The organism is Limosilactobacillus pontis, from assembly GCF_002940945.1.
GTDB lineage: Bacteria > Bacillota > Bacilli > Lactobacillales > Lactobacillaceae > Limosilactobacillus > Limosilactobacillus pontis_A.
In genome coordinates this window covers 1-24,164 of record NZ_PNFV01000015.1, presented here as the reverse complement: position 1 = coordinate 24,164, position 24,164 = coordinate 1, and the positions used below count along the sequence as shown (strand labels likewise).

23 protein-coding genes are annotated in these 24,164 nt (G+C 50.7%); 22 read left to right on the top strand and 1 reads right to left on the bottom strand.

All coding sequences use genetic code 11. The features are described from left to right. Positions 1-122: 122 nt before the first annotated feature. Positions 123-758, top strand: coding sequence for an IS3 family transposase (locus CK797_RS08755; protein WP_181049552.1), 636 nt, complete (start codon positions 123-125; stop codon positions 756-758). A gap of 69 nt (positions 759-827) precedes the next feature. Here CK797_RS08755 and CK797_RS08750 read toward each other — a convergent pair whose 3' ends face one another. Then, the gene (locus CK797_RS08750) at positions 828-2,003 is read right to left on the bottom strand and encodes an SAM-dependent methyltransferase (protein ID WP_104689356.1); all 1,176 of its coding nucleotides are present in this window, start codon (positions 2,001-2,003) and stop codon (positions 828-830) included. 168 nt (positions 2,004-2,171) lie between these two features. Between CK797_RS08750 and CK797_RS08745 the strand changes: the two genes are divergently transcribed. The 21 genes from CK797_RS08745 (at position 2,172) to tyrS (ending at position 23,671) form a co-directional block, all read left to right on the top strand. Next, positions 2,172-3,191: an AI-2E family transporter gene (locus tag CK797_RS08745; protein ID WP_104689359.1), complete on the top strand. Its 1,020-nt coding sequence runs from the start codon at positions 2,172-2,174 to the stop codon at positions 3,189-3,191. Between the two features lie 224 nt (positions 3,192-3,415). Then, complete coding sequence (locus tag CK797_RS08740) at positions 3,416-5,077, top strand: formate--tetrahydrofolate ligase (protein WP_104689355.1); 1,662 nt, start codon at positions 3,416-3,418, stop codon at positions 5,075-5,077. Between the two features lie 157 nt (positions 5,078-5,234). After that, positions 5,235-5,720, top strand: a complete 486-nt coding sequence (purE, locus tag CK797_RS08735) for a 5-(carboxyamino)imidazole ribonucleotide mutase (RefSeq protein ID WP_104689354.1) — start codon at positions 5,235-5,237, stop codon at positions 5,718-5,720. Then, complete coding sequence (purK, locus tag CK797_RS08730; protein ID WP_104689353.1) at positions 5,683-6,837, top strand: 5-(carboxyamino)imidazole ribonucleotide synthase; 1,155 nt, start codon at positions 5,683-5,685, stop codon at positions 6,835-6,837. The genes purE and purK overlap by 38 nt, the downstream gene beginning before the upstream one ends. 72 nt (positions 6,838-6,909) lie before the next feature. Continuing rightward, positions 6,910-8,205 (top strand): adenylosuccinate lyase, encoded by a 1,296-nt coding sequence (gene purB / locus CK797_RS08725; RefSeq protein ID WP_104689352.1) that lies wholly within the window; start codon positions 6,910-6,912, stop codon positions 8,203-8,205. A gap of 116 nt (positions 8,206-8,321) precedes the next feature. Then, the gene (locus CK797_RS08720; protein WP_104689351.1) at positions 8,322-8,831 is read left to right on the top strand and encodes a DUF2975 domain-containing protein; all 510 of its coding nucleotides are present in this window, start codon (positions 8,322-8,324) and stop codon (positions 8,829-8,831) included. Between the two features lie 14 nt (positions 8,832-8,845). Further along, on the top strand, positions 8,846-9,049 hold the full coding sequence (locus CK797_RS08715) for a helix-turn-helix domain-containing protein (protein WP_104689350.1): 204 nt from the start codon (positions 8,846-8,848) through the stop codon (positions 9,047-9,049). A gap of 2 nt (positions 9,050-9,051) precedes the next feature. Then, positions 9,052-9,429 carry a hypothetical protein gene (locus CK797_RS08710; RefSeq protein ID WP_104689349.1) on the top strand — a complete coding sequence of 126 codons (378 nt, stop codon included), beginning with the start codon at positions 9,052-9,054 and terminating at the stop codon, positions 9,427-9,429. Positions 9,430-9,642: 213 nt separating this feature from the next. After that, entirely contained in the window at positions 9,643-10,362 is a 720-nt protein-coding gene (gene purC / locus CK797_RS08705) for a phosphoribosylaminoimidazolesuccinocarboxamide synthase (protein WP_104689348.1), read from the top strand. Positions 10,363-10,364: 2 nt separating this feature from the next. Beyond that, positions 10,365-10,616, top strand: a complete 252-nt coding sequence (purS, locus tag CK797_RS08700) for a phosphoribosylformylglycinamidine synthase subunit PurS (protein WP_104689347.1) — start codon at positions 10,365-10,367, stop codon at positions 10,614-10,616. Beyond that, positions 10,613-11,293, top strand: coding sequence for a phosphoribosylformylglycinamidine synthase subunit PurQ (gene purQ / locus CK797_RS08695; protein WP_104689346.1), 681 nt, complete (start codon positions 10,613-10,615; stop codon positions 11,291-11,293). Before purS ends, purQ begins: the two co-directional genes overlap by 4 nt. Before the next feature lie 4 nt (positions 11,294-11,297). Continuing rightward, on the top strand, positions 11,298-13,526 hold the full coding sequence (gene purL, locus CK797_RS08690) for a phosphoribosylformylglycinamidine synthase subunit PurL (protein ID WP_104689345.1): 2,229 nt from the start codon (positions 11,298-11,300) through the stop codon (positions 13,524-13,526). After that, positions 13,502-14,959, top strand: a complete 1,458-nt coding sequence (gene purF / locus CK797_RS08685; RefSeq protein WP_104689344.1) for an amidophosphoribosyltransferase — start codon at positions 13,502-13,504, stop codon at positions 14,957-14,959. Before purL ends, purF begins: the two co-directional genes overlap by 25 nt. Position 14,960: 1 nt before the next feature. Continuing rightward, positions 14,961-15,998 carry a phosphoribosylformylglycinamidine cyclo-ligase gene (gene purM, locus CK797_RS08680; RefSeq protein WP_104689343.1) on the top strand — a complete coding sequence of 346 codons (1,038 nt, stop codon included), beginning with the start codon at positions 14,961-14,963 and terminating at the stop codon, positions 15,996-15,998. A 10-nt stretch (positions 15,999-16,008) separates the two neighbouring features. After that, entirely contained in the window at positions 16,009-16,590 is a 582-nt protein-coding gene (purN, locus tag CK797_RS09185) for a phosphoribosylglycinamide formyltransferase (protein WP_225365051.1), read from the top strand. Between the two features lie 3 nt (positions 16,591-16,593). After that, the gene (gene purH / locus CK797_RS08675; RefSeq protein WP_225365050.1) at positions 16,594-18,132 is read left to right on the top strand and encodes a bifunctional phosphoribosylaminoimidazolecarboxamide formyltransferase/IMP cyclohydrolase; all 1,539 of its coding nucleotides are present in this window, start codon (positions 16,594-16,596) and stop codon (positions 18,130-18,132) included. Between the two features lie 19 nt (positions 18,133-18,151). Further along, positions 18,152-19,411, top strand: coding sequence for a phosphoribosylamine--glycine ligase (purD, locus tag CK797_RS08670; protein WP_104689342.1), 1,260 nt, complete (start codon positions 18,152-18,154; stop codon positions 19,409-19,411). A gap of 84 nt (positions 19,412-19,495) precedes the next feature. Further along, positions 19,496-20,008 carry a hypothetical protein gene (locus CK797_RS08665; protein WP_104689341.1) on the top strand — a complete coding sequence of 171 codons (513 nt, stop codon included), beginning with the start codon at positions 19,496-19,498 and terminating at the stop codon, positions 20,006-20,008. Positions 20,009-20,131: 123 nt separating this feature from the next. Continuing rightward, the gene (locus CK797_RS08660) at positions 20,132-20,818 is read left to right on the top strand and encodes a 2,3-diphosphoglycerate-dependent phosphoglycerate mutase (protein ID WP_104689358.1); all 687 of its coding nucleotides are present in this window, start codon (positions 20,132-20,134) and stop codon (positions 20,816-20,818) included. Between the two features lie 214 nt (positions 20,819-21,032). After that, positions 21,033-22,076, top strand: coding sequence for a hypothetical protein (locus CK797_RS08655; RefSeq protein ID WP_104689340.1), 1,044 nt, complete (start codon positions 21,033-21,035; stop codon positions 22,074-22,076). A 344-nt stretch (positions 22,077-22,420) separates the two neighbouring features. Then, positions 22,421-23,671 carry a tyrosine--tRNA ligase gene (tyrS, locus tag CK797_RS08650; protein WP_104689339.1) on the top strand — a complete coding sequence of 417 codons (1,251 nt, stop codon included), beginning with the start codon at positions 22,421-22,423 and terminating at the stop codon, positions 23,669-23,671. Positions 23,672-24,164 lie beyond the last annotated feature (493 nt).

The following is a 24,164-nucleotide window of genomic DNA, read 5'->3' as shown; positions in this document are numbered from 1 at the left end:
TAAATACGCTAGGGTTAAGAAAGTAATTCTTCAAATTGCCAAGCAGGGTCAAGTACGCGGACGATGGACCTACGGTTATCGTCGCGTTAACCAAAAGCTACGGGCAATGGGGATTAGCTGATATGACCGTTAATAAGTTAATGGCTGAATTAGGGATTCAGGTAACCCTATTTAACCGCCATCGTAACGGAAAATACTCATCTTACAAAGGCAAAGTTGGTGCAGTTGCGGATAACTTATTGAAACAACAATTTAACGCAAAGGTCCCTTACCAGGTTCTTCATACTGACGTTTCCCAAGTTCGCTTAGCCAATCACAACTGGGCTTATGTTTCTTCCATTACCGATGAAGCTAGTAAGGAAGTCTTGGCTTTCCAAGTTAGCCCACATCCTGATCGACAGCTGATTACTGCCACTCTCAATGAATTGCTTACGAAACTACCTGATGATGCTAAACCAATCATCCATTCCGATCAGGGCTGGCATTATCAGTTGGGTTACTATACACAAAAGTTGGCCGACAATAACTTTGTTCAAAGTATGTCCCGTAAGGGAAATTGTCACGATAATGCACCAATCGAGAGTTTCTTTCACTTGTTTAAGGCGGAATTGTTAGACGGTTTTCCCCCGTGTAAAGACCTAGCTGAATTCAGGTCACTTTCATCTCAATATATTCATTACTTTAATTACGATCGCATCTCCTTAAAAACAAAAGGTATGACTCCAGTTGAGTACCGAAATCATACCTTAGCAGCTTAAATATTCAATTTTGTCTAACTTTTTTGTTGCACTTCAATTCATTTCCGCACGGGTCGTTTTTGTTTTAAATTACTTAGTCATGTAGTCACGAGTCATCGGCAGGTTCTTACCAGAAGCACCCTTAGTAATCAGGTACTGAATCACGTCGATGTTGCCAGATTCAAACGAGGCGGCGCAGGCCTGCAGGTAAAGGTCCCACATCCGGGTGAACCGTTCGCCCATCATATCCTGGATCTGGTTGCGGTGGGCATTGAAGTTGGCATCCCAGATCTCCAGCGTCCGTTGGTAGTGCCGACGAAGCATTTCGATGTCGGCAATCTGCATCTGGTTCTCTTCAATATGCTGAACCATCTCGACCAGACCGGGAACGTAGCCGCCTGGGAAGATGTACTTGTTGATCCAGCCATTGTAGGCACCACCCTGTTGCCGGGTGATTCCATGGATTAGGGCTACCCCGTCATCCTTAAGGTAGCGTTGGATATCCTGGAAGTAGAGACCCAGGTTTTCCTTGCCGACGTGTTCAAACATCCCGACGGAAGTAATGTAATCCCACTGCTGGTCACCGAGTTCTCGGTAGTCAACCAGCTTGACTTCGGCAACGTTTTCGAGGCCATCCTGCTTGATCTGGTCTTGGACGAAACGGTACTGTTCCTCACTCAGGGTAACCCCGGTGACTTTCAGCCCGTATTCCTTGGCTGCCGTCAGCATCAACGTTCCCCAGCCACAGCCGATATCGAGAAAGGTCTTGCCCGGTTTCGGGTCGAGCTTCTTGAGAATATGGTGAACCTTGTCTTCCTGGGCCTTGGTCAGGTCATCATGGTTGTCACCAGTGAAGTAGGCACAGGAGTAGGTCATCGTGTCGTCGAGCCAGAGTTTGTAGAAGTCGTTGCCGACGTCATAGTGGCTCTGGACATCCGTTTCACTTTCCTTCTCGGAGTGACCTTGCTTTGGTAGGAACTTGCGGAACTTTGAATTACGCATGAAGCTGCCGGCACTCTCGTAGGCGGATTCAATCAGTTTTTGGATGCTGCCCTGGATTTCGATTTTGCCATCCATGTAGGCTTCCCCAAGTGCAATTGAGGCGTTCTTCGTGATATCACGAATCGGGATCTTCTCCTTGAACGTAATGGTAACCTCGGGTTCGCCGTCACCGTAGACCACGCTCGAGCCATCCCAGAAGATGATCTTGACGGGGATGTTGAATGAGTGGCTCAGCAGTGACTTGTAGAACGTCTTTTCTAACATTAAAAGCATCCTTCTTTCTCAAATAATGTAACCATTATAACACTCACTTTTCCGACCAGTAATAGAGAAGCCGGTAAATGGAACAAGCAGGCCGGAACGTTGCTGAATCACCCCCTTTAGGATTAAAATTGGATTAGTTTATTAAATATTTGAAGGGTGATGATTAATGTGACAAACGCCTGGCACCGCTTTATTGAGAATGTGGAGCTGCGCCGCTTTGTTGTCCTGCTTCTAATTGTTTTTGTACTGTGGATGATGCGGTCGATGATGAACATGATCCTGTTTACCTTCATTCTAACCTTTATCGTCGTGAGCTGGATTCACTTTGTTCAGCGCTGGTGGCCGCGGGTTGCGGTCAAACCGCTGGTGCTCTTGACCTACCTGGTCCTGATCCTTTTGCTCTACTTTGGGGTGACCAGGTACCTGCCTGTGCTGGTACACCAGGTTGTCAAGATGGTTAACTCGGTTATCAAGTTTTACAGTAGCAAGGACGCGACAATGCTCTATCACTATATTAATCATTATGTCAGCTGGTCGACGATCATGACCCAGGTTCGGCACGGGGTGAGTTTTGCCATCAGTGCCCTGACCAGTATTGGAGCGATCACGGTCACCTTTGTTTTGTCCTTTATCTTAAGCTTCTTCTTTGCTCTTGACTTGCGGGAGACAGCAACCTTCTCCAAGCTCTTCTTAAACAGCACCTTTGGCTGGTTCTTCCAGGACCTGGCCTACTTTGGCAAGAAGTTTGTTAATACCTTTGGGGTTGTCCTTGAGGCCCAGTTCTTCATTGCTATCTGCAATACTGCCATTACGACGGTCTGCCTGCTGTTCATGAAGATGCCGCAGATCTTGGCACTGGCCCTGGTTGTCTTTATCTTCAGCCTTGTTCCGGTAGCCGGGGTGATTATTTCGACAATCCCGCTGAGCCTGGTTGCCTACTCAGTCGGTGGAATTCGTGACGTGATCTACATCATCGTGATGGTAATTGTTATCCACGCACTTGAGGCGTATGTCCTCAACCCGAAATTCATGGCCAGTCAGACCGATCTGCCGATCTTCTACACCTTCATCATCCTGCTGGTGAGTGAACACTTCTGGGGAACTTGGGGGCTGATTGTTGGCGTGCCGATCTTTACCTTTCTCTTGGATATCCTGGGGGTCAAGGCGATTCCAAAAAAGAAAAAATAATCAGTCACAAGCAAGGGCTTTAGCGTTCGGATTTTCCAAATGCTAAAGGCCCTTTGTGTATTGCATTGTAGCATTTTATCTATGTTGGGAGTCATGCTACAGCGTCCCTTTTACATCTGTAGCTCTTTACTATTCGTGTTTAAACGTGTAATGTTAGAATATAAGTTAACTTAAATCATATTTCTTTAGTTAAAGTTCGTATTTTGGAAAGGAATGATCCCTCTATGATGACTGATATTGAGATCGCAGATCAGGCGAAAATGCGACCAATCAGCGAGATTGCGGCCCAGATTGGTCTAAGTGATGACGAGATTGAGCAGTACGGCAAGTACAAGGCCAAGATCACCCTACCGGTTACCACGCACCCGGATAAGAAGCACAAATTGGTCTTGGTGACCTCGATCAACCCGACTCCGGCTGGCGAAGGAAAGTCAACGGTCCTGGTTGGCCTTGGTGATGCCATGAACCAGCTCGGTCACCAGACAATCATTGCTATGCGGGAGCCGTCCATGGGTCCGGTCTTCGGGATCAAGGGCGGGGCAACCGGTGGTGGCTACAGCCAGGTAGTGCCGATGGAGGACATCAATCTCCACTTCACCGGTGATCTCCATGCCCTGACCAGCGCCAATAACACCCTGGCGGCCTTGATCGATAACTACATCATGCGTGGCAACGAGCTCGGCCTCGACCCACGGCGGATCATCTGGAAGCGGGTTGAAGACGTTAACGACCGCGCTCTGCGGAACGTGGTCACTGGGCTTGGCGGAATCATGCAGGGGGTGCCGCGCCAGACCGGCTTCGATATCACTGCGGCCTCTGAATTGATGGCCATTCTCTGTCTGTCGACCGACTTGATGGATTTGAAGCACCGGGTCGGCAAGATTGTTGTCGGCTACACCTATGATAAACAGCCAGTGACGGTTGCCCAACTTCACTTTGAAGATGCCATTACGATCCTGCTTAAGGATGCGATCAAGCCTAACCTTGTTCAAACCCTTGACCATACACCGACAATCATTCATGGGGGCCCGTTTGCCAATATTGCCCACGGTTGCAACAGTGTTTTGGCTACTAAGACAGCACTCCAGTTGGCCGATTATACTGTCACCGAGGCCGGGTTCGGTGCTGACCTGGGGGCGGAGAAATTCATGGACATCAAGCGTCGGGTCCTTGGAAAGAACCCTGATGCCGTGGTCATTGTTGCCACTGTGCGGGCCCTTGAGTACAACGGGGGTGCCAAGCTGGCCGACCTGAAGGAAGAGCACCTGCCGGAGCTGAAGAAGGGCCTGGTCAACCTCAACCGTCATATTAAGAATATGCAGCGCTACGGAGTTCCACTGGTCGTGGCGATCAACCACTTTGTGACCGACACCGAAGCTGAACTCCAGCTGATTGAAGATAACTGCCGCCAGTTGGGTGTAAACGTGGTGACGGCTGATGCCTGGGCCAAGGGTGGTACAGGCACCCAAGATCTGGCCAAAGAGGTTGTCCGGCTGACTGACCAGGAGAGTGACTTTCACGAACTTTACAGCCTGGACGCCACACCAGCGGAGAAGGTCGAGACCATTGCCACCAAGATTTACGGGGCCCAAGATGTTGAATTTAGTCGTAAGGCTCAGCGGCAGTTGAAGCAGTTCGCTGAGCTAGGGTGGGACAAACTACCGGTCTGCATCGCCAAGACCCAGTACTCCTTTACCGATGATCAAACCCAGCTGGGGGCGCCAACTGACTTTACCTTCCATATCCGGGAATTTGTACCAAAGCTGGGAGCTGGCTTCATTGTTGCCCTGGCTGGTAATATGATGACGATGCCGGGCTTATCCAAGGTACCGGCTGCGGTCAACATGACTATTGACAAAAACGGTAAAATTACCGGATTGTTCTGATAACGTAAATAAAGAGCGCCAAACAGGGCTGCTCTTTTTCTTTTTTTAGCATTTAGGCGAACTATTATTAGCATATATTGAATAAAGTTCGATAAACTTGTTGAAGTTGTTAGTCTCCTCTGTTATCTTTAAAGCAGTTTTTAAGGAGGAAATAACCATGAGTCAGATCAGTGTTGTAATGGGTAGCAAGTCGGACTGGCCAACCGTCAAGGCGGCCTGCCAGATCCTCAATGAGTTTGACGTTGAATACGACAAACATGTAATTTCCGCTCACCGGATGCCAGATGAAATGTTCGCCTTTGCCAAGGGAGCAGTGGCTAAGGGGACTAAGGTGATTATCGCCTGTGCCGGTGGAGCCGCCCACCTGCCAGGGATGATCGCAGCCAATACCCCCCTGCCGGTAATCGGGATTCCTGGGCAGACCAGGGCCCTCGGCGGGATGGACTCCCTGTTGTCAATTGTGCAGATGCCAGCCGGGATTCCAGTAGCCACAACCGCAATTGGGGTAGCCGGTGCCAAGAATGCTGCCCTGCTAGCCCTGCAAATTCTTGGTATCGATAACACGAAGATCCAACAGGGGATTGTCGACTATCGGCAACGGATGCATGACCAGGCGGCAGAAAGCGGGGCGCATCTTGACTAGGATGATTCAACCAGGACAGACAATTGGGATCATCGGTGGTGGCCAGCTCGGGCAGATGATGGCTCTTGATGCCAAGCAGACGGGGATGAAGGTAATCGTTCTCGACCCAACGCCTGCATGCCCAGCCGGCCAGGTGGCAGATGACCAGATTGTGGCCCCTTACGCTGAGGTCCAGGCAATTGAGGAGCTTGCCCAGCGGTCGGATGTACTGACCTACGAGTTTGAAAATGTTGATCTTAGAGCCCTGGAAGATGTGGCGGACAAGGTTTACGTGCCACAGGGGACCAACCTCCTCAATATAACCAAGAATCGAATCCGGGAGAAGACTTTTCTTCGTAACGCCGGGCTGCAGACGGCACCCTTCATGGCTGTTCAAAATGCTGATGACCTAAAGAAGGCGGTAGACCAGCTTAGTTACCCAAGCGTCCTAAAGACTAGCGAGGGTGGCTATGATGGCCACGGTCAGGTAGTCCTTCACAGTGACGCCGACCTGGTTAATTGTGCGGGTATTTTATCAACTCAAGATGCCATCCTCGAAGGCTGGGTACCGTTTAGGTTGGAGTGTTCCGTAATGGTGGCCCGTAATGAGAATGGGGAAGTGACCGTCTTCCCGGTTTCGGAGAATATCCACCACGACGAGATTCTCCACCTCAGTATTGTACCGGCTCGGCTCCCTCATAACTTGCAAAAGCAGGCCCAGCAGATGGCTGTGAAAATTGCCCACGCCATCGACCTCCGTGGGGTCCTAGGGGTTGAAATGTTCGTGACTGCTGCTGGTCAGATCTACATTAATGAGCTGGCACCCCGCCCACATAATTCGGGTCATTACTCGATTGAAGCCTGCAACTTCTCCCAATTTGCCATCCACAACCGAGCAATCTGCAACTGGCCACTCCCAAAGATTGAGCTGCTTCAGTCGGCCGTGATGGTCAACGTCCTGGGTCAGCACGTTGCGGGGGTGCGCCAACAGATCGCCCGCCGACCGAACTGGCACTTTCATGATTACGGGAAGGCCGCGGTTCGCCACAACCGAAAGATGGGGCATGTCACCATCCTGACTGATGATATTGATGCTACTTTGTCAGAAATTGACAATACAGGCATCTGGCGAGAATAAAGTTCGCCTTTACGCAGAATGGCTACTTGTGCGATAATGATGGAGAATAAGAATAGAGAGGGTTTTTAACTGATGATTGATCGCTATACTAGTCCAGAGATGAAGAAGATTTGGAGCTTGGAAACCCAGTACCAGTGCTGGTTGGAGGTCGAAATCGCTGCTGATGAGGCTTGGAGCAAGCTCGGTCATATTCCAGCTGCTGATGTGGAGAAAATCAAGCAGAATGCTAAGTTCAGCGTGGAAGGGATTGCCGAGATTGAAGCTGTCACTCACCACGACGTGATTGCCTTCACCCGGGACGTCTCCAAGTCCCTTGGCCCCGAACGCAAGTGGGTTCACTACGGAATGACCAGTACCGACGTGGTTGACACCGCCCAGGGGTTGCGTTTGAAAAAGGCGAACGATATCATCAGGCAGGATATCGACAATTTCATGGCCGTGTTGAAAGAATTGGCCGAGAAATACAAGTATACTGTCTGCATGGGTCGGACCCACGGTGTCCATGCGGAACCAACCACTTTTGGTCTAAAGGCGGCCCGCTGGTATTCCGAGATGAAGCGCAATAAGGAGCGGTTCGAGCACGCAGCCCGCGGTGTTGAGGCTGGTAAGATCTCCGGGGCGGTGGGAACATTTGCCGAGATTGACCCGTTCGTTGAAAAATACGTCTGCGACCGCCTTGGCCTGCGTGCCCAGGAGATCTCTACCCAAGTCTTGCCGCGTGACCTTCATGCCGAGTACATCGCCACGATTGCCCTAATTGGGACCAGCATGGAGGAGATGGCAACCGAGATTCGTTCCCTCCAGCGGACCGAGATTCACGAGGTCGAGGAACACTTTGCTAAGGGACAGAAGGGGTCATCAGCCATGCCGCATAAGCGAAACCCGATCGGCTCGGAAAATATCTGCGGCTGTGCTCGGATGCTGCGGGGCTTCATGGTACCAGCCTACGAGGACGTGCCCCTATGGCATGAACGGGACATCTCCCATTCAAGTGCCGAGCGGATGATCCTGCCAGACGCCACCTCCCTGATTGACTACATGTTGCGGCGCTTTGGTCGAATCCTCAAGAACCTCGATGTTTTCCCTGAGACGATGAAGAAGAACATGGACAAGACCCTGGGCCTGATTTACTCCGGCCGGGTCCTACTCAAGCTGGTCAACTCTGGGATGACCCGGGAGGCTGCTTACGACTTGATCCAGCCCTACACCGCCAAGTGCTGGGCCGAGCAGATCCCGTTCCGTCCACTCCTGGAAGCGGACTCGACGATTCAAAAGCAGCTCACCAAGCAAGACCTCGATGACGCCTTCGACTACCACTGGCATCTCCGCCACGTCGACGACATCTTCAAGCGGGTTGGGCTGGAATAAGGATTAGAAAATAACGGACAGTATCCACTGCCCGTTATTTTTTAAATGATAAATTATCGTTTTGCGATAAATAATTATCGTGTTATAATAATTATGAGTAGTAAGGGGGTAAAGTAATGAAAAAACAGCTGATTAAGTTTCTTTTGACCATTATCCAGGTAGTCGTTGATATTAACATTGTAATTATCACGTTTGGCGCCTTTGTGGGCCTGATTTTCCTGCTCGCCGCCCCGTTTACTGGCGTTGGCCATGCGTTCTTTGACTATCGTAGTGGACTTGGACTGACGATCCAGGTTCTCGACGTGGTAGTTGAATCCGTCTTGACTGTCATCACCCTTTTGGGGACGCGGAACTTATTGTCTAACATCAATGATGGCCAGTATTTTGTCGACAAGAACATGCGGGCGGTCCGGCAAATTTTGTGGTCTTCTTTGCTGGTTCTGGTATTGGGTAGCATCAACACGGTGGTCTTTCACTTGCTCCATGTCCAGGACAAGTTGAGTTTGCTGACCCTTAGTGGGGATGACTTCACAAACGGCCTGGGTTTTGTGACGGTGATTTTCCTGATTTACTTGATTTTCAGACGAGGCATTGCCCTGCAACAGGACGCGGATGAGATCATTTGAGGAGGTGGTTACGAGTGATCAGGGTTAACCTGGATGTAGTATTGAGTGAACGCAAGATGACCTCGAAGGAGTTAGCCCAGCAAATCAGCATCACCCCGGCCAACCTCTCCATCTTGAAGACGGGGAAGGCCCGGGGAATCCGCTTTGAGACACTGGACAAGATCTGTCGGGTTCTGAACTGTCAGCCTGGCGACATTCTAGAATATCGGGAGGGATAACGATGAAACTAAACAAAACTTTCTACAAAAACACTGACCTTTACTTAGGTCTAGTAATGATGGTGACTGCTCTTGCGGAGGTCGTGATGGGGCGCGATCCCTATAACGACGTCATCCTAGGTCTGTTTATTATCGTTGGTCTGGTCTTTATAGGTCACGCCCTGCTGAACACTGATGCGACAGACTGGTTGATCAGCGGTCAGGGGTCCCGACTCAGCTTTAACCGGTACTTCTACCGGAACGGGAATTTCTACCTGGGTTGGTTCCTGATCCTACTTGACCTGCCATGGGGAAAAGGACCGGTCGAATGGGATGATATTGTCTTCCTGGTTTTCGGAGCGATCGTGGTGATTTGTTCCCTGTTTTGTTGGCGTAATTAAATTGATTTAAGTCGGCTGGCTAGCACATTTTGCTAGCTGGCCTTTTTTACTCCGTAGATAAACACGAACATTCATTAAAAACATTTTTCTTTTGTTCTTAAAAATGTTGAAAAAGGATTGGTAACTTGTTATACTTTCCACATAAAAGAACGAATTACTTCTATGTATTTTTAGCTTTTGTTCGTGTTTTATCTAAAAGGAGTCAATTAAGCGATGGAAAAGTTACTGTATACCGGGAAAGCAAAGCAGATGTGGCAGACTGATGACCCTGAGGTGCTACGGGTGGTCTATATGGACCAGGCGACCGCATTAAACGGTAAGAAGAAGGACCGCTTCGCCGGTAAGGGGGCCGCCGCTAAGGGAATCTCCGACCTGGTTTTCCACTACCTGATCGACCACGGAATTCCAACCCACTTCATCAAGCAAGTTTCATCAACTGAGGATTTGGTCAAAAAGTGTCAGATGTTTCCGCTAGAGTTTGTCACTCGAAATGTCGTCGCTGGTCACTTTGCCAGCCGGTACGGACTCGACGAGGGGACCGTCTTGACGGAACCAGTTGAGGAAACCTTCTACAAGAGTGATCAACTCGATGATCCTTTTATTAACGAGTCGGCTACGCTTGCCCTCGACATCGCTAGTCACGCTGACTTAGAGGAAATGTGGGGTCACTGTCGGAAAGTCAACGGTCTGCTCAAGCCGCTTTTTGAAAAGTCCGGGATGCAACTGGTTGACTTTAAGCTCGAATTTGGCCGGTTGAGTAATGGTCAGATCGTCTTGGCCGATGAATTCTCCCCGGACAACTGCCGCTTGTGGGATCTCCAGACGGACCAGCACTTGGATAAAGATGTTTACCGGCGCCAACTCGCTGATCTGACCCAAACCTATGATGAAGTACTGAACCGCCTGCAGAACGTTTTAGCGGAGGAGAACTAATTATGACGAATGTTCGGATTTTCGTAACCTATAAGCAATCAGTGTTTGATCCCCAAGGTGAGGCGATCAAGGACGCTATCCATACGCTAGGCCATGACGAGGTTACTGACATCAAAGTTGGTAAGTTTTTCGACGTCACCATTGACGCAACTGGGGATGCTGTCGACCAGACGGTTAAGAAAATTGCTGATCAGCTGTTGGTCAACTTCAACATGGAAACCTACCACTACCAAGTACTGGAGGAAGCAAAATGAGAATTGCCGTAATTGTTTTTCCGGGTTCCAACTGTGATGTCGACCTGTACGAGGCCCTGGGCACGGTCTGTGGTGCAAACGTCGCCTACGTCTCCCATCATGAGCACAGCCTGGCCGGGTTTGACGCGGTAATGCTGCCAGGGGGCTTTTCTTATGGCGACTACCTGCGGGCCGGGGCGATTGCCCGCTTCACCAATATTATGCCGGCAATTATCAAGATGGCGGAAGAAGGTAAACCAGTCTTTGGCACCTGCAACGGTTTTCAGATTCTGACAGAAGCCGGGCTGTTGCCGGGGGCGTTGAAACGCAACGATAGTCAACGCTTTACCTGCAAGACCGTTCCGCTCGAGGTCGTTAACAACCAGACCCTGTTTACGAGCCAGTACCGGGAGCATGAACGAATTAACCTACCGATTGCTCATGCCGATGGTAGCTTTTACGCCGATCAAGAAACCTTGGATTGCCTGGAAGATAATCACCAGGTTGTTTTCCGCTATGCAGAGGAGAATCCAAATGGTAGCTTGCAAAATATTGCCGGAATTACTAATAAACGTGGCAACGTTTTAGGAATGATGCCGCACCCGGAACGGGCGGTAGAAACTATTTTGGGTAGCACGGATGGTTTACGACTATTCAAGTCCCTGCTGGCAAACGGCAGTGTGAAAGTGGGGGAGTAAAGCGATGAAACAGGCAATGACACCTGAAGAGATCAAGGAACAGAAGCCGTACCTGGATTGGAGCCTGAGTGAGGACGAGTACAACTACATTAGTGAACGGTTATTGGGGCGGCTACCGAACTACACCGAGACCGGCCTCTTCGCCGCAATGTGGAGTGAACACTGCTCATATAAGAAGTCTAAGCCAGTCCTCCGCCTTTTTCCCAATAAGAGTGACCGGGTCATCCAGGGCCCGGGTGAGGGGGCTGGGGTTGTTGATATTGATGATGGCCAGGCGGTCGTTTTCAAGGCTGAGAGCCACAACCATCCAACTACGGTTGAACCTTATCAGGGAGCTGCAACCGGGGTCGGGGGCATCCTTCGTGACATCTTCAGCATGGGAGCTCGCCCGGTAGCATCACTGGACTCTCTCCATTTTGGCGAACTTGATAACCCGACTACGCGGATGAAGGTTGATGGGACAGTCCGTGGGATTGGGGACTACGGCAACTGCATGGGAATCCCCACGATTGCTGGCGAGACTACTTTTGACTCCTGCTATCAAGGCAACGTCCTCTGCAACGCCATGAGCGTCGGCTTGATGGACCAGAAAGATATTCAGAAGGGGAAGGCTGCCGGGGTCGGCAACGCGGTGATGTATGTCGGTGCGAAGACTGGACGTGACGGCATCCACGGGGCGACCTTCGCCTCGGCCGACTTCAGCGACGAACACGCTACCCAGCGGTCTGCCGTCCAAGTTGGCAATCCCTTCATGGAAAAGCTATTACTGGAGGCCTGTCTGGAACTGATTACCGAACACCCTGACTGGCTGGTTGGTATCCAGGATATGGGGGCTGCTGGGATTGTCTCTTCCAGCGCTGAAATGGCAGCGGAAGGGAAAAGCGGAATGGACCTCGACCTCGACCTGGTACCCCAGCGTGAGACTGGAATGTCGGCTTATGAGATTATGCTCAGCGAGTCCCAGGAACGAATGCTTCTCTGTGTTAATAAGGGACACGAGGAAGACGTCAAGAAGATCTTTGACTTTTATGATCTTGATGCTGTCACAATCGGTCGGATCACAGCTGGTCACCAATACGTCCTTCATCACGACGGTCAGGTTGTCTGTGACATCCCCGTATCCAGCCTGACCGATGATGTCCTGGAGGAGGCTAGCGAAGAACGTAAGCCAGTTCGAATCAGTGCCGCTGAGCAACAGCCGGTATGGCATCCCCAAATTACTGATCCGGCCGTGACGCTTCGCCGCCTCTTGGCCCAGTCAACGATTGCTGATAAGAGCAGCTTTTATCAGCAGTATGATTCCCAGGTGCGGACCTCAACAGTAGTCGGTCCTGGTAGTGACGCAGGTGTTCTCCGTGTTCGTGGTACTCGTAAGGCCCTAGCAATGACCACTGACGGCAACGGGCGTTTTGTTTACCTCAGCCCCGAGGTTGGCGGTCAGATGGCTCTGGTCGAGGCTGCAGCCAACATTATTTCTGCAGGAGCCGAACCACTGGCGATTACTGACTGTCTGAACTACGGTGACCCCAATGACCCTGAGATCTTCTGGGAGCTCCACCATTCTGTCAAGGGAATGGCTACCGCCTGCCGGATCTTTGATACACCGGTGATCTCTGGAAACGTTTCTCTATATAACGAGAATAATGGTCAAGCCATTCACCCAACACCAATGGTGGGGATGGTCGGCCTGATCAAGAATATCGACCGGGTGGTACCGAGCCGCGCCCAGCACGCTGGCGACCGGGTTTACCTGGTCGGGCAAACCCGCGATGACTATGCCGGGTCCGAGTTGCAGAAGATGCTGACCGGGAAAATTAGCGGGGTGGTCCAGCCCTTTGACCTTAACCGCGTTCACAAAATTATGAAACGTCTCCTCTACACGATGGAGAATGGTCACGTGGCCAGCTGCCATGATCTCAGCGAGGGCGGCCTCGGGGTGGCCCTGGCCGAAACCGTCTTCAAGACTGACCGGGGATTGAGCCTCAACCTCCGTGATCTGACGGGTGCCCAGCTGTTTAGCGAGACCCCGGGACGCTTTGTGGTAACCGTTCAGCCAGAACATGCGGCAGCCTTTGAACAGGACCTCGGTGGTGCTGCCCAACTGGTAGGAGAGGTTACCAACACCCACTGGCTGGAAGTGCACCTGGCCGACAGCGAGCTGAACCAAAATGTTGATGAACTGCAGCAAATCTGGGAGGAGGCAATTCCGTGCCAAATGAAATCAAAGGACTAAACGAGGAGTGCGGTGTTTTTGGTATCTTTGGTGTGCCCAACGCTGCTCAGCTAACCTACTACGGTCTTCACACTCTCCAGCACCGTGGACAGGAGGGCGCCGGTATTGTGTCTACTGACGGGACCGATCTCTACCAGCATCGTGACCGGGGACTGCTTGCCCAGGTGTTTGCTAATCCGGCCGAGCTTAAGCGGCTGACTGGCGATGCCGCGATCGGCCATGTGCGTTACGGCACCAGTGGCCATAATTCAATCGCCAATGTCCAGCCATTCCTTTTCCGTTTCCACGATGGTGACGTTGCTCTGGCTCACAATGGCAACCTAACTAACGCGGTGACCCTTCGTCGACAGCTTGAGGATGATGGGGCGGTATTTCAATCTGATTCGGATACGGAGATTCTGATTCACCTGATCCGTAAGTATATCCGAGAGGGATTCATCCCCGCCCTTAAGAGAAGTCTTAATCAGGTTCATGGTGGCTTTGCCTTTCTTCTCTTGCAGAAGGATCGGCTGGTGGCGGCCCTTGACCCGAACGGCATTCGTCCGCTTTGCATCGGCCAGCTGGCCAGCGGTGCTTATGTGGTAGCCAGTGAGACCTGCGCTCTCGACATTGTCAACGCCCGCTTTATCCGTGATGTTCAGCCAGGGGAACTGATCGTGATTGATCGCGATGGCCTTCATATTGATCATTACACCACCCAGACTCAACTGGCCATCTGCTCAATGGAGTACATCTATTTTGCCCGGCCGGATTCGATTATCCATGGGGTAACCGTTCACAACGCTCGTAAGCAAATGGGGCGTTTGCTTGCCCGGGAGCACCTGATCGACGTTGACATGGTGATTGGGGTACCGAACTCATCCCTCTCTGCAGCCAGTGGTTATGCTGAGGCAGCTGGCCTTCCCTATGAAATGGGGCTGATCAAGAGCCAATACGTTGCCCGGACCTTCATTCAGCCGACTCAGGCTCTTCGTGAGCAGGGGGTTCACATGAAGCTCTCTGCTGTTCGTGGGGTGGTCAATGGCAAACGGGTAGCTGTGGTGGATGATTCGATCGTCCGGGGCACGACATCCAGGCAGATTGTTAAGATGCTTCGTGATGCCGGGGCCAAGGAGGTTCACCTCCTAATCTCATCCCCGCCATTTTGCTTCCCATGCTTCTACGGGATCGATATTTCAACCCGGTCCGAGCTGATGGCGGCTCACTACTCGGTTGAGGAGATGCGCCAGCAGATCGGTGCTGATTCCCTGCACTTTTTGAGTGTTGACAGTTTGATCAAAGCAATCAGCGTCCCCGATGCCGGGAATGCGCCTAATGGAGGCCTGACGGTGGCTTATTTCACCGGAGAATACCCGACTCCGCTCTACGACTACGAGGAAGGCTATCTTAAGTCATTGAATGAGCAGGAACGCCGTACACAAAGGAGGAAATAAGATGAACCGATACCAAGAAGCTGGGGTTAACGTCAACGCGGGCTACACACTGGTTCACCGCATTAAAGACGCTGTCAGGTCTACCGACCGTCCTGGTGTAATGGCCGGGATCGGCAGTTTCGGTGGAATGTTTGACCTAGGGATGTTACACGTGAAACATCCAGTGTTGGTTTCCGGTACCGATGGGGTGGGGACCAAGCTTCTGATCGCCCAACGACTAGGTAAGCACGACACGATCGGGATTGATGTTGTGGCAATGTGTGTCAACGATGTCCTTGCCCAGGGGGCCGAGCCGCTATTCTTCCTGGACTATATTGCCACCGGTCACAACGATCCGGCTAAGATGGCCGCAATCGTCCAAGGGGTCGCGACTGGTTGCCGAGATGCTGGTATAGCCTTGATCGGTGGGGAAACTGCTGAGATGCCGGATATGTATGATCGCGACGAATATGACCTAGCCGGTACTGTCACCGGGGTTGCTGAGAAAGACCAGCTGCTGACAGCCAATTTGCCCCAGGATGGCGATGTCCTGATCGGGTTGCCGTCTAGCGGTCTCCATTCCAATGGCTTCTCACTGGTTCGTCAGATTCTCTTTAAAGACCACGATGTTCAGCTAACGGATAAGCCTGCAGCGTTGAAAGGCCAGACGGTGGGGGAGACTCTGCTGACGCCAACCCGGATCTATATTCATCCGGTCCTTCCCCTGGTGCGGTCCGGCCTCATTCACGGAATCGGTCATATCACGGGTGGTGGTTTGGTTGAGAATGTACCACGGATGTTTGGCGATCGGCTGCAGGCGGTGATCAACCGTCAGACTTGGCCAACCCTACCGATCTTTGATTATCTGAAAGATCTTGGCCAACTCGACTTGGCGGACTGCTACCAGACCTTCAACATGGGAATTGGTCTCGTCTTGGTGGTGGCCTCGGACAAGGTCAACCTTGTTCAGCAACGGCTACAGGCTGCTGATCAGGCCAGCTATCGGATCGGGTACTTACAACAACGGCCGGCTGATGAAGGAAAAATTGTTATTAAGTGAGGTGTTTGGGATGAGAACCGCAATTTTAGCATCAGGCAACGGAACTAACTTTGAAGTTCTAGCTAAGCATTTTCATTCTGGCGATCTACCCGGTGAGCTGGCCCTGCTCTTCTGTAACCACCCGGATGCTCCAGTGATGGCCCGCGCACAGCGTCTTGGTATCCCAGCTGTTAGCTTTACCGTTAAGTCTTGTGGTGGCAAGGCGGCTTACGAAGAAAAGCTGCTGGCCCTCCTCCAGGAATACCAGATTGACTTTATCGCCCTGGCTGGCTACCTTCGGGTGGTGGGCCCGACAATCCTTAATCGCTATGACCATCGGATCGTCAATCTTCATCCGGCCTGGCTGCCTGAATATCCGGGCCTGCACTCAATTGAACGAGCCTTTGCGGACCATCGAACCCAAACAGGGGTGACGGTTCACTACATCGATGCTGGCCTGGATTCCGGCCCAATTATTGCCCAGTGTCATGTGCCAATCCTGCCAACGGACACGGCGGCTATCCTGACGAAACGGGTTCACACTACCGAACATCAGTTGTACCCCCTGGCATTGAAACAAGCGTTAACTGCATTGAAAGAAAAGGAGAATTAATTCATGAAGCGTGCATTGGTAAGTGTATCTGATAAGACCGACTTGATCCCCTTTGTTAAGGGGCTGGCTGCTAACGACTACGAGATTGTGTCGACGGGTGGAACAAAGAAAATCCTCGATGATGCCGGCGTGAAGACGATCAGTATCGAGGATGTCACCCATTTTCCGGAGATCCTTGATGGTCGGGTCAAAACTCTGAATCCATACGTTCATGGTGGCTTACTAGCCCGGCGTGACCTGCCTGAGCATATGGCAACCTTGCAGCAGCATGGTATCACCCCAATTGACCTGGTCTGCGTCAACCTATACCCGTTTAAGGAAACGATCGAACAGCCAGATGTTAAGCTGGCCGACGCAATTGAGAACATTGACATTGGTGGCCCATCAATGGTTCGGTCGGCTGCTAAGAACTACCATGACGTCACTGTAGTGGTTGATAAGCATGATTACAAGCAGGTCCTGGATGAGATCAAAGATGATGGCAATACTACTCCGGATACCCGGGCCAAATTGGCGGCTAAGGCTTTCCGGCATACCGCGGCCTACGATGCTTTGATTTCCCAGTACCTTACCAAACAGAATGGCCTGGCCGATCCTGAGCAGCTGACTTTGACCTGGAACTTGAAGGAGAAGATGCGTTACGGTGAAAATGCCCACCAGCAGGCCTGGCTTTATGAGGATGCCATCCCAAAACGTTACTCTATCTTGAGTGCTAAGCAGCTGCATGGCAAACAGCTATCTTATAACAACATCAAGGATGCCGATGAGGCCCTGCGCTGCATTCGCGAGTTCGAGGAGCCAACCGTGGTGGCGATGAAGCATATGAATCCGTGCGGCATCGGTCGTGGTCAGAGCCTGACAGAGGCCTGGGACCGAGCTTACGCCGCTGATCCCGTTTCGATCTTTGGCGGGGTGGTTGCTTTAAACCGGCGGGTCGACCTAGCCACTGCCACTAAAATGCATAAGATCTTCTTAGAGATCGTGATTGCTCCCGGCTTTGATGATGATGCTTACGCGATCTTAGCCAAGAAGAAGAACATCCGCCTGCTCAGTCTCGACTTTACCCACAAGGACGAATCAACCAAACGCGAGATAGTTTCTGTCATGGGCGGGATGCTGATGCAGGAGCAGGATACCTTGAAGGAGGACTACCATGATTGGCATTGTGTCACCACTGTCCAACCAACTGAAGACCAGCTTAAGAATCTGCTGTTTGCCTGGAAGGCCGTCAAGCATGCTAAGTCAAACGCCATTGTTCTTGCTAACGACCAGCGGACTTTAGGCGTTGGCGAGGGACAACCGAACCGGATCGACTCTCTGAAGATTGCCGTCAAACATGCTGGGGAGGCCATTGATGACCGGACTGTAATGGCGTCTGACGCCTTCTTTCCGTTCGGGGACTGCGTCGAGTATGCCGGTCAGCACGGTATCAAGGTGGTAGTTCAACCGGGTGGCTCGATCCGTGACCAGGAGTCAATTGACATGGCAAATAAGTACGGCATAGCAATGGTGATGACTGGAATTCGTCACTTCCGTCACTAAATAAGAATGAGGTGTCGTAATGGGAGAGCAAGTAAATGTACTGGTAGTCGGTCAAGGCGGTCGTGAATTTGCAATTGCCCGCAAGCTGCAGGCCAGCCCCCGGGTAAAACAAGTCTACTGTGCGCCTGGTAATGTGGGGATGACTACGATTGGTGTTCAGCCGGTAGATATCGCTGAGACGGATTTCACTAATTTAATCCGCTTTGCCAAGGAGCACCAGGTGATTTGGACCTTCGTTGGACCGGAAGACTGCCTGGTTGACGGGATTATCGATGACTTTCAGGCGGCCGGCCTACAGGCATTTGGGCCGACTGCCCGGGCTGCTCAGTTGGAGGGGTCAAAGGAGTATGCCCTTAATTTTATGAACAGCTACGGGGTGCCAACTGCCCAGCACGCCTCTTACCGTGATCAGGCCAGTGCGATTGCCCACGTTGATCAATTCGGCTTTCCGGTGGTGATTAAGGAAAACGGGTTAGCTGGGGGCAAAGGGGTTGTGATTGCTCCAGACAAGACGACTGCTGTCCAAACCATTAAGGAGATGTTCAGTCAGGGCCAATCCCGACTGGTATTGGAAGAGTGCCTTCAAGGACCCGAATATTCGATGTTTGTCCTGCTTAGTGACGACCAGTACCGGATCCTGCCGATGGCCCAGGACCATAAGCGGGCCTTTGACGGCGACCAGGGACCCAATACCGGGGGGATGGGTGCCTACAGTCCATTGCCCCAGCTTGATCCCGCCGACCGCCAGGCAATGATCGATCAAGTAGTGGTCCCAACCGTCCATGGCCTGGTGGCGGGAAACTATCATTACCACGGCATCCTCTATATTGGCCTAATTCTAACTCAAGACGGCCCCAAGGTAATCGAGTACAATGTCCGGCTAGGTGACCCGGAAACCCAAGTGATCCTGCCGCGACTGCGGACAGATCTTTTTGACCTAGTTGATGCTGCCCTTAGCGACCGGCCCCTCCCAGAAGTGGTGGTCAGCGATACCGCCTGCCTGGGAGTTGTTTTGGCCGCGAAGGGGTACCCGACCGATCCTCAGCATAACCAGCCCCTTGGTGAGCTGCCCCGGGTACCCGACATTGACCTTGATTACGCCAACGTTAGTGGTGACCTCGCTGACCTGCGTGGTGCCGGAGGCCGACTTCTGATGGTCCTAGCCCAGGCCGATAACCTGCAGGTGGCCCACGACCGGGTTTATGATTACCTTGCCCGTCTGAATGAGCCGGAGTGTTTCTATCGGCACGATATCGGTGCCAAGGCTGGTTTAAATTAGTGATAAGAACGTGCTTCGCCACTATTGGCAAGGCACGTTCTTTGTTATAATTAGTCCACTAAAAAAGAAAAGAGGAGATGACAAATGAAAAAGAATAATGACCGGCTGATCGGCCTGACGGTGTTGGCCGTGGTGGCCCTTTATATTCTGGCCAAGAGCTCCCTGCTTGACCCCTTCTGGTCACGGGTCCTAACCACCATTGCGGCTCTGGTGACCGTCGGCGCGATTGCCTACCTGGTCCTAAGATGGAATGCCAACGTAAGCATCCTCAGTGGTTCACAGCGCGAACTCGAATCTCGTAGCCAACAAGTCACCAGTGTAAACTTGCTGGGTGGCACCAAGCTTTACCTCGGTTCTGGCAACGAGGAGGTAGTGGTCGACACCAGCTTTGTCAATATTTTGGGCGGCAGTGATCTCTTCTTGCCTGCTGGCTGGCGGGTTGAGGATCACTCACTGAAGCTGCTGGCCGGAATTACCGACAAGCGTTCAGCCCATGTGACGGGTTCAGGCCCGACCATTCGGATCACTGGCTTCATGCTGCTGGGTGGAGTGACAATCCGAGAGTCTCCTCAAATGGTGACTAGTATGGGATCGTGATCTCCTTCACGAAAAGCCAACATTTTGCGGACCACCCTATTGGCATTTATCCGTGATTGGATTAAAATAGTAGAGAAATGCAATAGCATGGTATTTTTTAAGAAGAAAGAGGTCAAAGACAATATGGCTAAATTAGTACTGATTCGTCACGGTCAAAGTGAATGGAACCTGGCTAACAAGTTCACCGGTTGGATCGACGTTGACTTGAGCGAAAAGGGTGTTGAACAAGCTAAGGAAGCTGGTAAGGCCCTTAAGGAACATGGTATCGAATTCGACTACGCTTACACTTCTGTTCTGAAGCGTGCCATCAAGACGTTGCACTACGCTCTTGAAGAATGTGACCAACTCTGGATCCCTGAAACCAAGACCTGGCGTCTGAACGAACGTCACTATGGCGCTCTGCAGGGCCTGAACAAGAAGGCTACTGCTGAAAAGTACGGGGACGAACAAGTTCACATCTGGCGTCGTTCATATGATGTTCTGCCACCATTGCTGAAGGCAAGTGACGAAGGTTCTGCTCTGCACGACCGTCGTTACGCTAACCTGGACCCACGGACCGTACCTGGTGGTGAAAACTTGAAGGTTACCCTGGAACGGGTTATCCCATTATGGCAAGATGAAATTGCACCAAAGCTTTTGGATGGTAAGAACGTTATCATCGCTGCTCATGGTAACTCCCTCCGTGCTTTGAGTAAGTACATCGAAAACATCTCTGATGATGACATCATGAACCTGGAAATGGCTACTGGTCAACCGGTTGTTTATGACTTCGATGATAAGCTGAATGTTCTCAGCAAGGAAAAGTACTAAAATAGCGATTTCCACTAACATAATTACTGTCAACTGTGTACCCAATCCACGGCTGGCAGCCGAAATTCCCGACCATCTCCCCCTGATGACCGGGAATTTCTTCTGTTTTAAAGTTTTGAAAAGATTGCGAAGATCCTAGTGAAAGAATTGTGGACCGTCACAATTGTGTTATGATGGAAAATAAATCAAATGTAGATGGAGTCGATTTTTTAAGATGAAAAAACAACATAGTTTACCATTAAAGAGTTTTATTATGGAACTCAAGGCTCTGGTAAAGCCTAATTACCTCAAGGCAATGTGGCCCGTCGGTGGGATTGCCATTATCTTCATTGCCCTGACCTGCATTCTTAGTTTTCTCGCTACCAGCGTGATGTCTTCTATGATGATGAGTGTCATGATGATTATGTATGGAATGGCATCACCAGCGGCCCTCTTGATGGGGTTACTGGAAATCTTGGGCGCGGCTGCAATCTCCATTGCGCTGTCCTTCTTTTTCAACTTCTTCATGGTAGCCATCCAGTACACCTACTGGGATCGCCTAGCCCATCCTGAACAGCCGGTCAGTGCCGGCTCAATTTGGATGCACTACAAGCATCTGCGGAAAAATCAGGTTTGGCGAATTGCCCTCTATATCGGCCTGTTTGTCTTCTTGTGGAGCCTGCCGCTGGACATTATCGGCGGCCTGGTCGGCGGGATGACTAAGAGTAGTGTTTGGCCACTGATCATCCGGATCATCAACGACATCGTGATCCTCTGGAAGGCTTTGGAATATTCCCAGTCATACTTTCTCTACCGGGAGAAGCAGCCTCAGTTCCTTGGTCAGTCAATGCGGCATGCTCTGACGGCTAGTCGGCGGTTCATGACTGGCCGGAAGTGGAACTATCTGCTAATCAATGTAGTCTGCGAGGTTCTGCCGGTCTTAGTATGGACACTAATTTTTGGTGGGGTAGCCTTTTACGGAAACTACACCGCCACCTACGTCCTGACCTACGTCGGCATTGCACTATTGATCATTGGGATTGCCTGCTACCTGCCGGTTATTCTCGCTACTGGAACCTTGTACTTTGTTAAGAGTAAGAACGCACCGGACCCAGTCGACGTTGACGTAGTCTTTAAGAATATTTTCAAGCCGGTTGCCGAACTGACCGGTGAGGCTTACGTTCACGAGGTTTATACGCCTGCTAAGCCGAAGAAACAACCGACACCAGTTGCCAAGAAGGATACTACACACAAGCGGGAAGCTAAGAAAGACGAATAATGATAACGAGAAGTGACCATTCATGGCCACTTTTTTGTTTGACCTTGACATGCCGGCCCGCCAACTAGTACAATAACGGCAATTATGAAAGGGCGCTGACGCAAGACTCAGTAATTGCCAGTGGGTCATTTAGGGAGTAGGCGGTCATTGGAAGCCTACCAAAGCTGTGCAATGAATTACACTTGTCGAGCTCGTCTATATGAACGGATCGCCCCGTTATCGGCGGAGAGTGGTAGCCAATCTGGTTGCAATTCAAGGTGGTAACGCGGTTAAATCGTCCCTGACTTCTTAATGGAGTTAGGGGCTTTTTTTATCCGTGGTTTAAGATTTAGGAGGAATAGCAGATGAACATTATTGATGATTTGAAGTGGCGCGGTGCGATCAACCAGGCCACCGATCTCGATGCGTTGAAGGAACTGACGGATAACAATAAGATTGCCCTTTATTGCGGGACTGACCCGACGGGTGATAGTTTGCACATTGGTCATTTGATTCCATTCATGATCCTCAAACGCTTCCAGCTGGCCGGCCACCACCCGGTTATCATCATTGGTGGGGGAACCGGTGCGATCGGTGATCCGTCCGGCCGCAAGTCCGAACGGCAGCTGCAGACAATGGATCAAGTTCATCATAACGAGGAAGCACTGACCGCCCAGATGAAGAAGCTCTTTGGTACGGAGAACTTCACGATTGTCAACAACTACGATTGGCTCTCTCAGATCAGTCTACTGGACTTCCTGCGTGACTACGGGAAACTGTTTAATATCAACACGATGTTGAATAAGGAAGTCGTGGCTAGTCGCTTGGAAGCAGGGATCTCTTTCACCGAGTTTACCTACCAGATTCTCCAATCCGTTGACTTCTTACATCTTTACCGGCATAACGATGTTCAACTACAGATCGGTGGGTCTGACCAGTGGGGAAACATCACAGCCGGAATTGACTTGATTCACAAGGTTGAAGGCCCCGACACGAAGGTATATGGTCTAACGATTCCATTGATGCTGAAGGCTGATGGGACTAAGTTTGGTAAGACTGCCGGTGGAGCCGTTTGGCTGGATCCAAAGAAGACCTCTCCATATGAGTTCTACCAATTCTGGATCAACCAAGATGACCGCGATGTTGTTAAATACTTGAAGTACTTTACCTTCCTCTCCAAGGATGAGATCGATGCCTTGGCCGAGAAGGTTAAGAATGAACCGTGGAAGCGGGAAGCGCAACGCCGCCTGGCTGAAGAGGTAACGAAGTTCGTCCATGGGGAGGCAGCGGTTGAAGAAGCTGAACGGATCAGTAAGGCCCTCTTCTCTGGTGACGTTGCAGATTTGTCTGTCGATGAAATCGAACAGGGCTTTAAGAATATGCCATCTGTCGACGTTGAGAACAAGAAAGAGAATATTGTTATCTGGCTGACCGATAATGGAATTGAGCCATCCCGTCGCCAAGCTCGTCAGGACGTTTCCAACGGAGCCATTCGGATTAATGGTGAGAAGGTTGATGATGTCGATGCTGAGATTGACCCTAGCACTCATTTTGCTGGTAAATTTGTGATTGTTCGAAAGGGAAAGAAACATTACTTCCTGGCGCGGGTAAAATAGCTAATAAAATAAATGTTAATAAAAAACGGTTATTCTTCGCTTTATAAAACTTGGGATGATCGCTTTTTATTGTGCATCCGAATATTAATGTATGCTTAGATGAATAAAGTTTTGAAATAGCATAGGACTGATGGACGGTTGAAATTTTGTTGTTGACAGAGGGTGAGATTCACGTTATAGTAATTAACGTTGTCACGGGGGTTGAGTAATCAACTTGATTTAGTTGATAAATTACTTATTGACTTAAGGACGACAATGTGATATATTAGTTAAGCTGTTTGCTGTTCGTATTAGCGTAATGGTGATAAACTAATGGTGTTGGCTTTTGCCAACACGGTAGACCTTTGAAAACTGAACAAAGTTTTTGACGAACTAAATGTGTAGGGTCTTCAATCACTTCGGTGATTTGAAGCAAAACATTTGCGAAGTCAATTCGCTTAATTAATTTGATTTAGAGCTATTCAAGTTCTTATATTTTATATGAGAGTTTGAT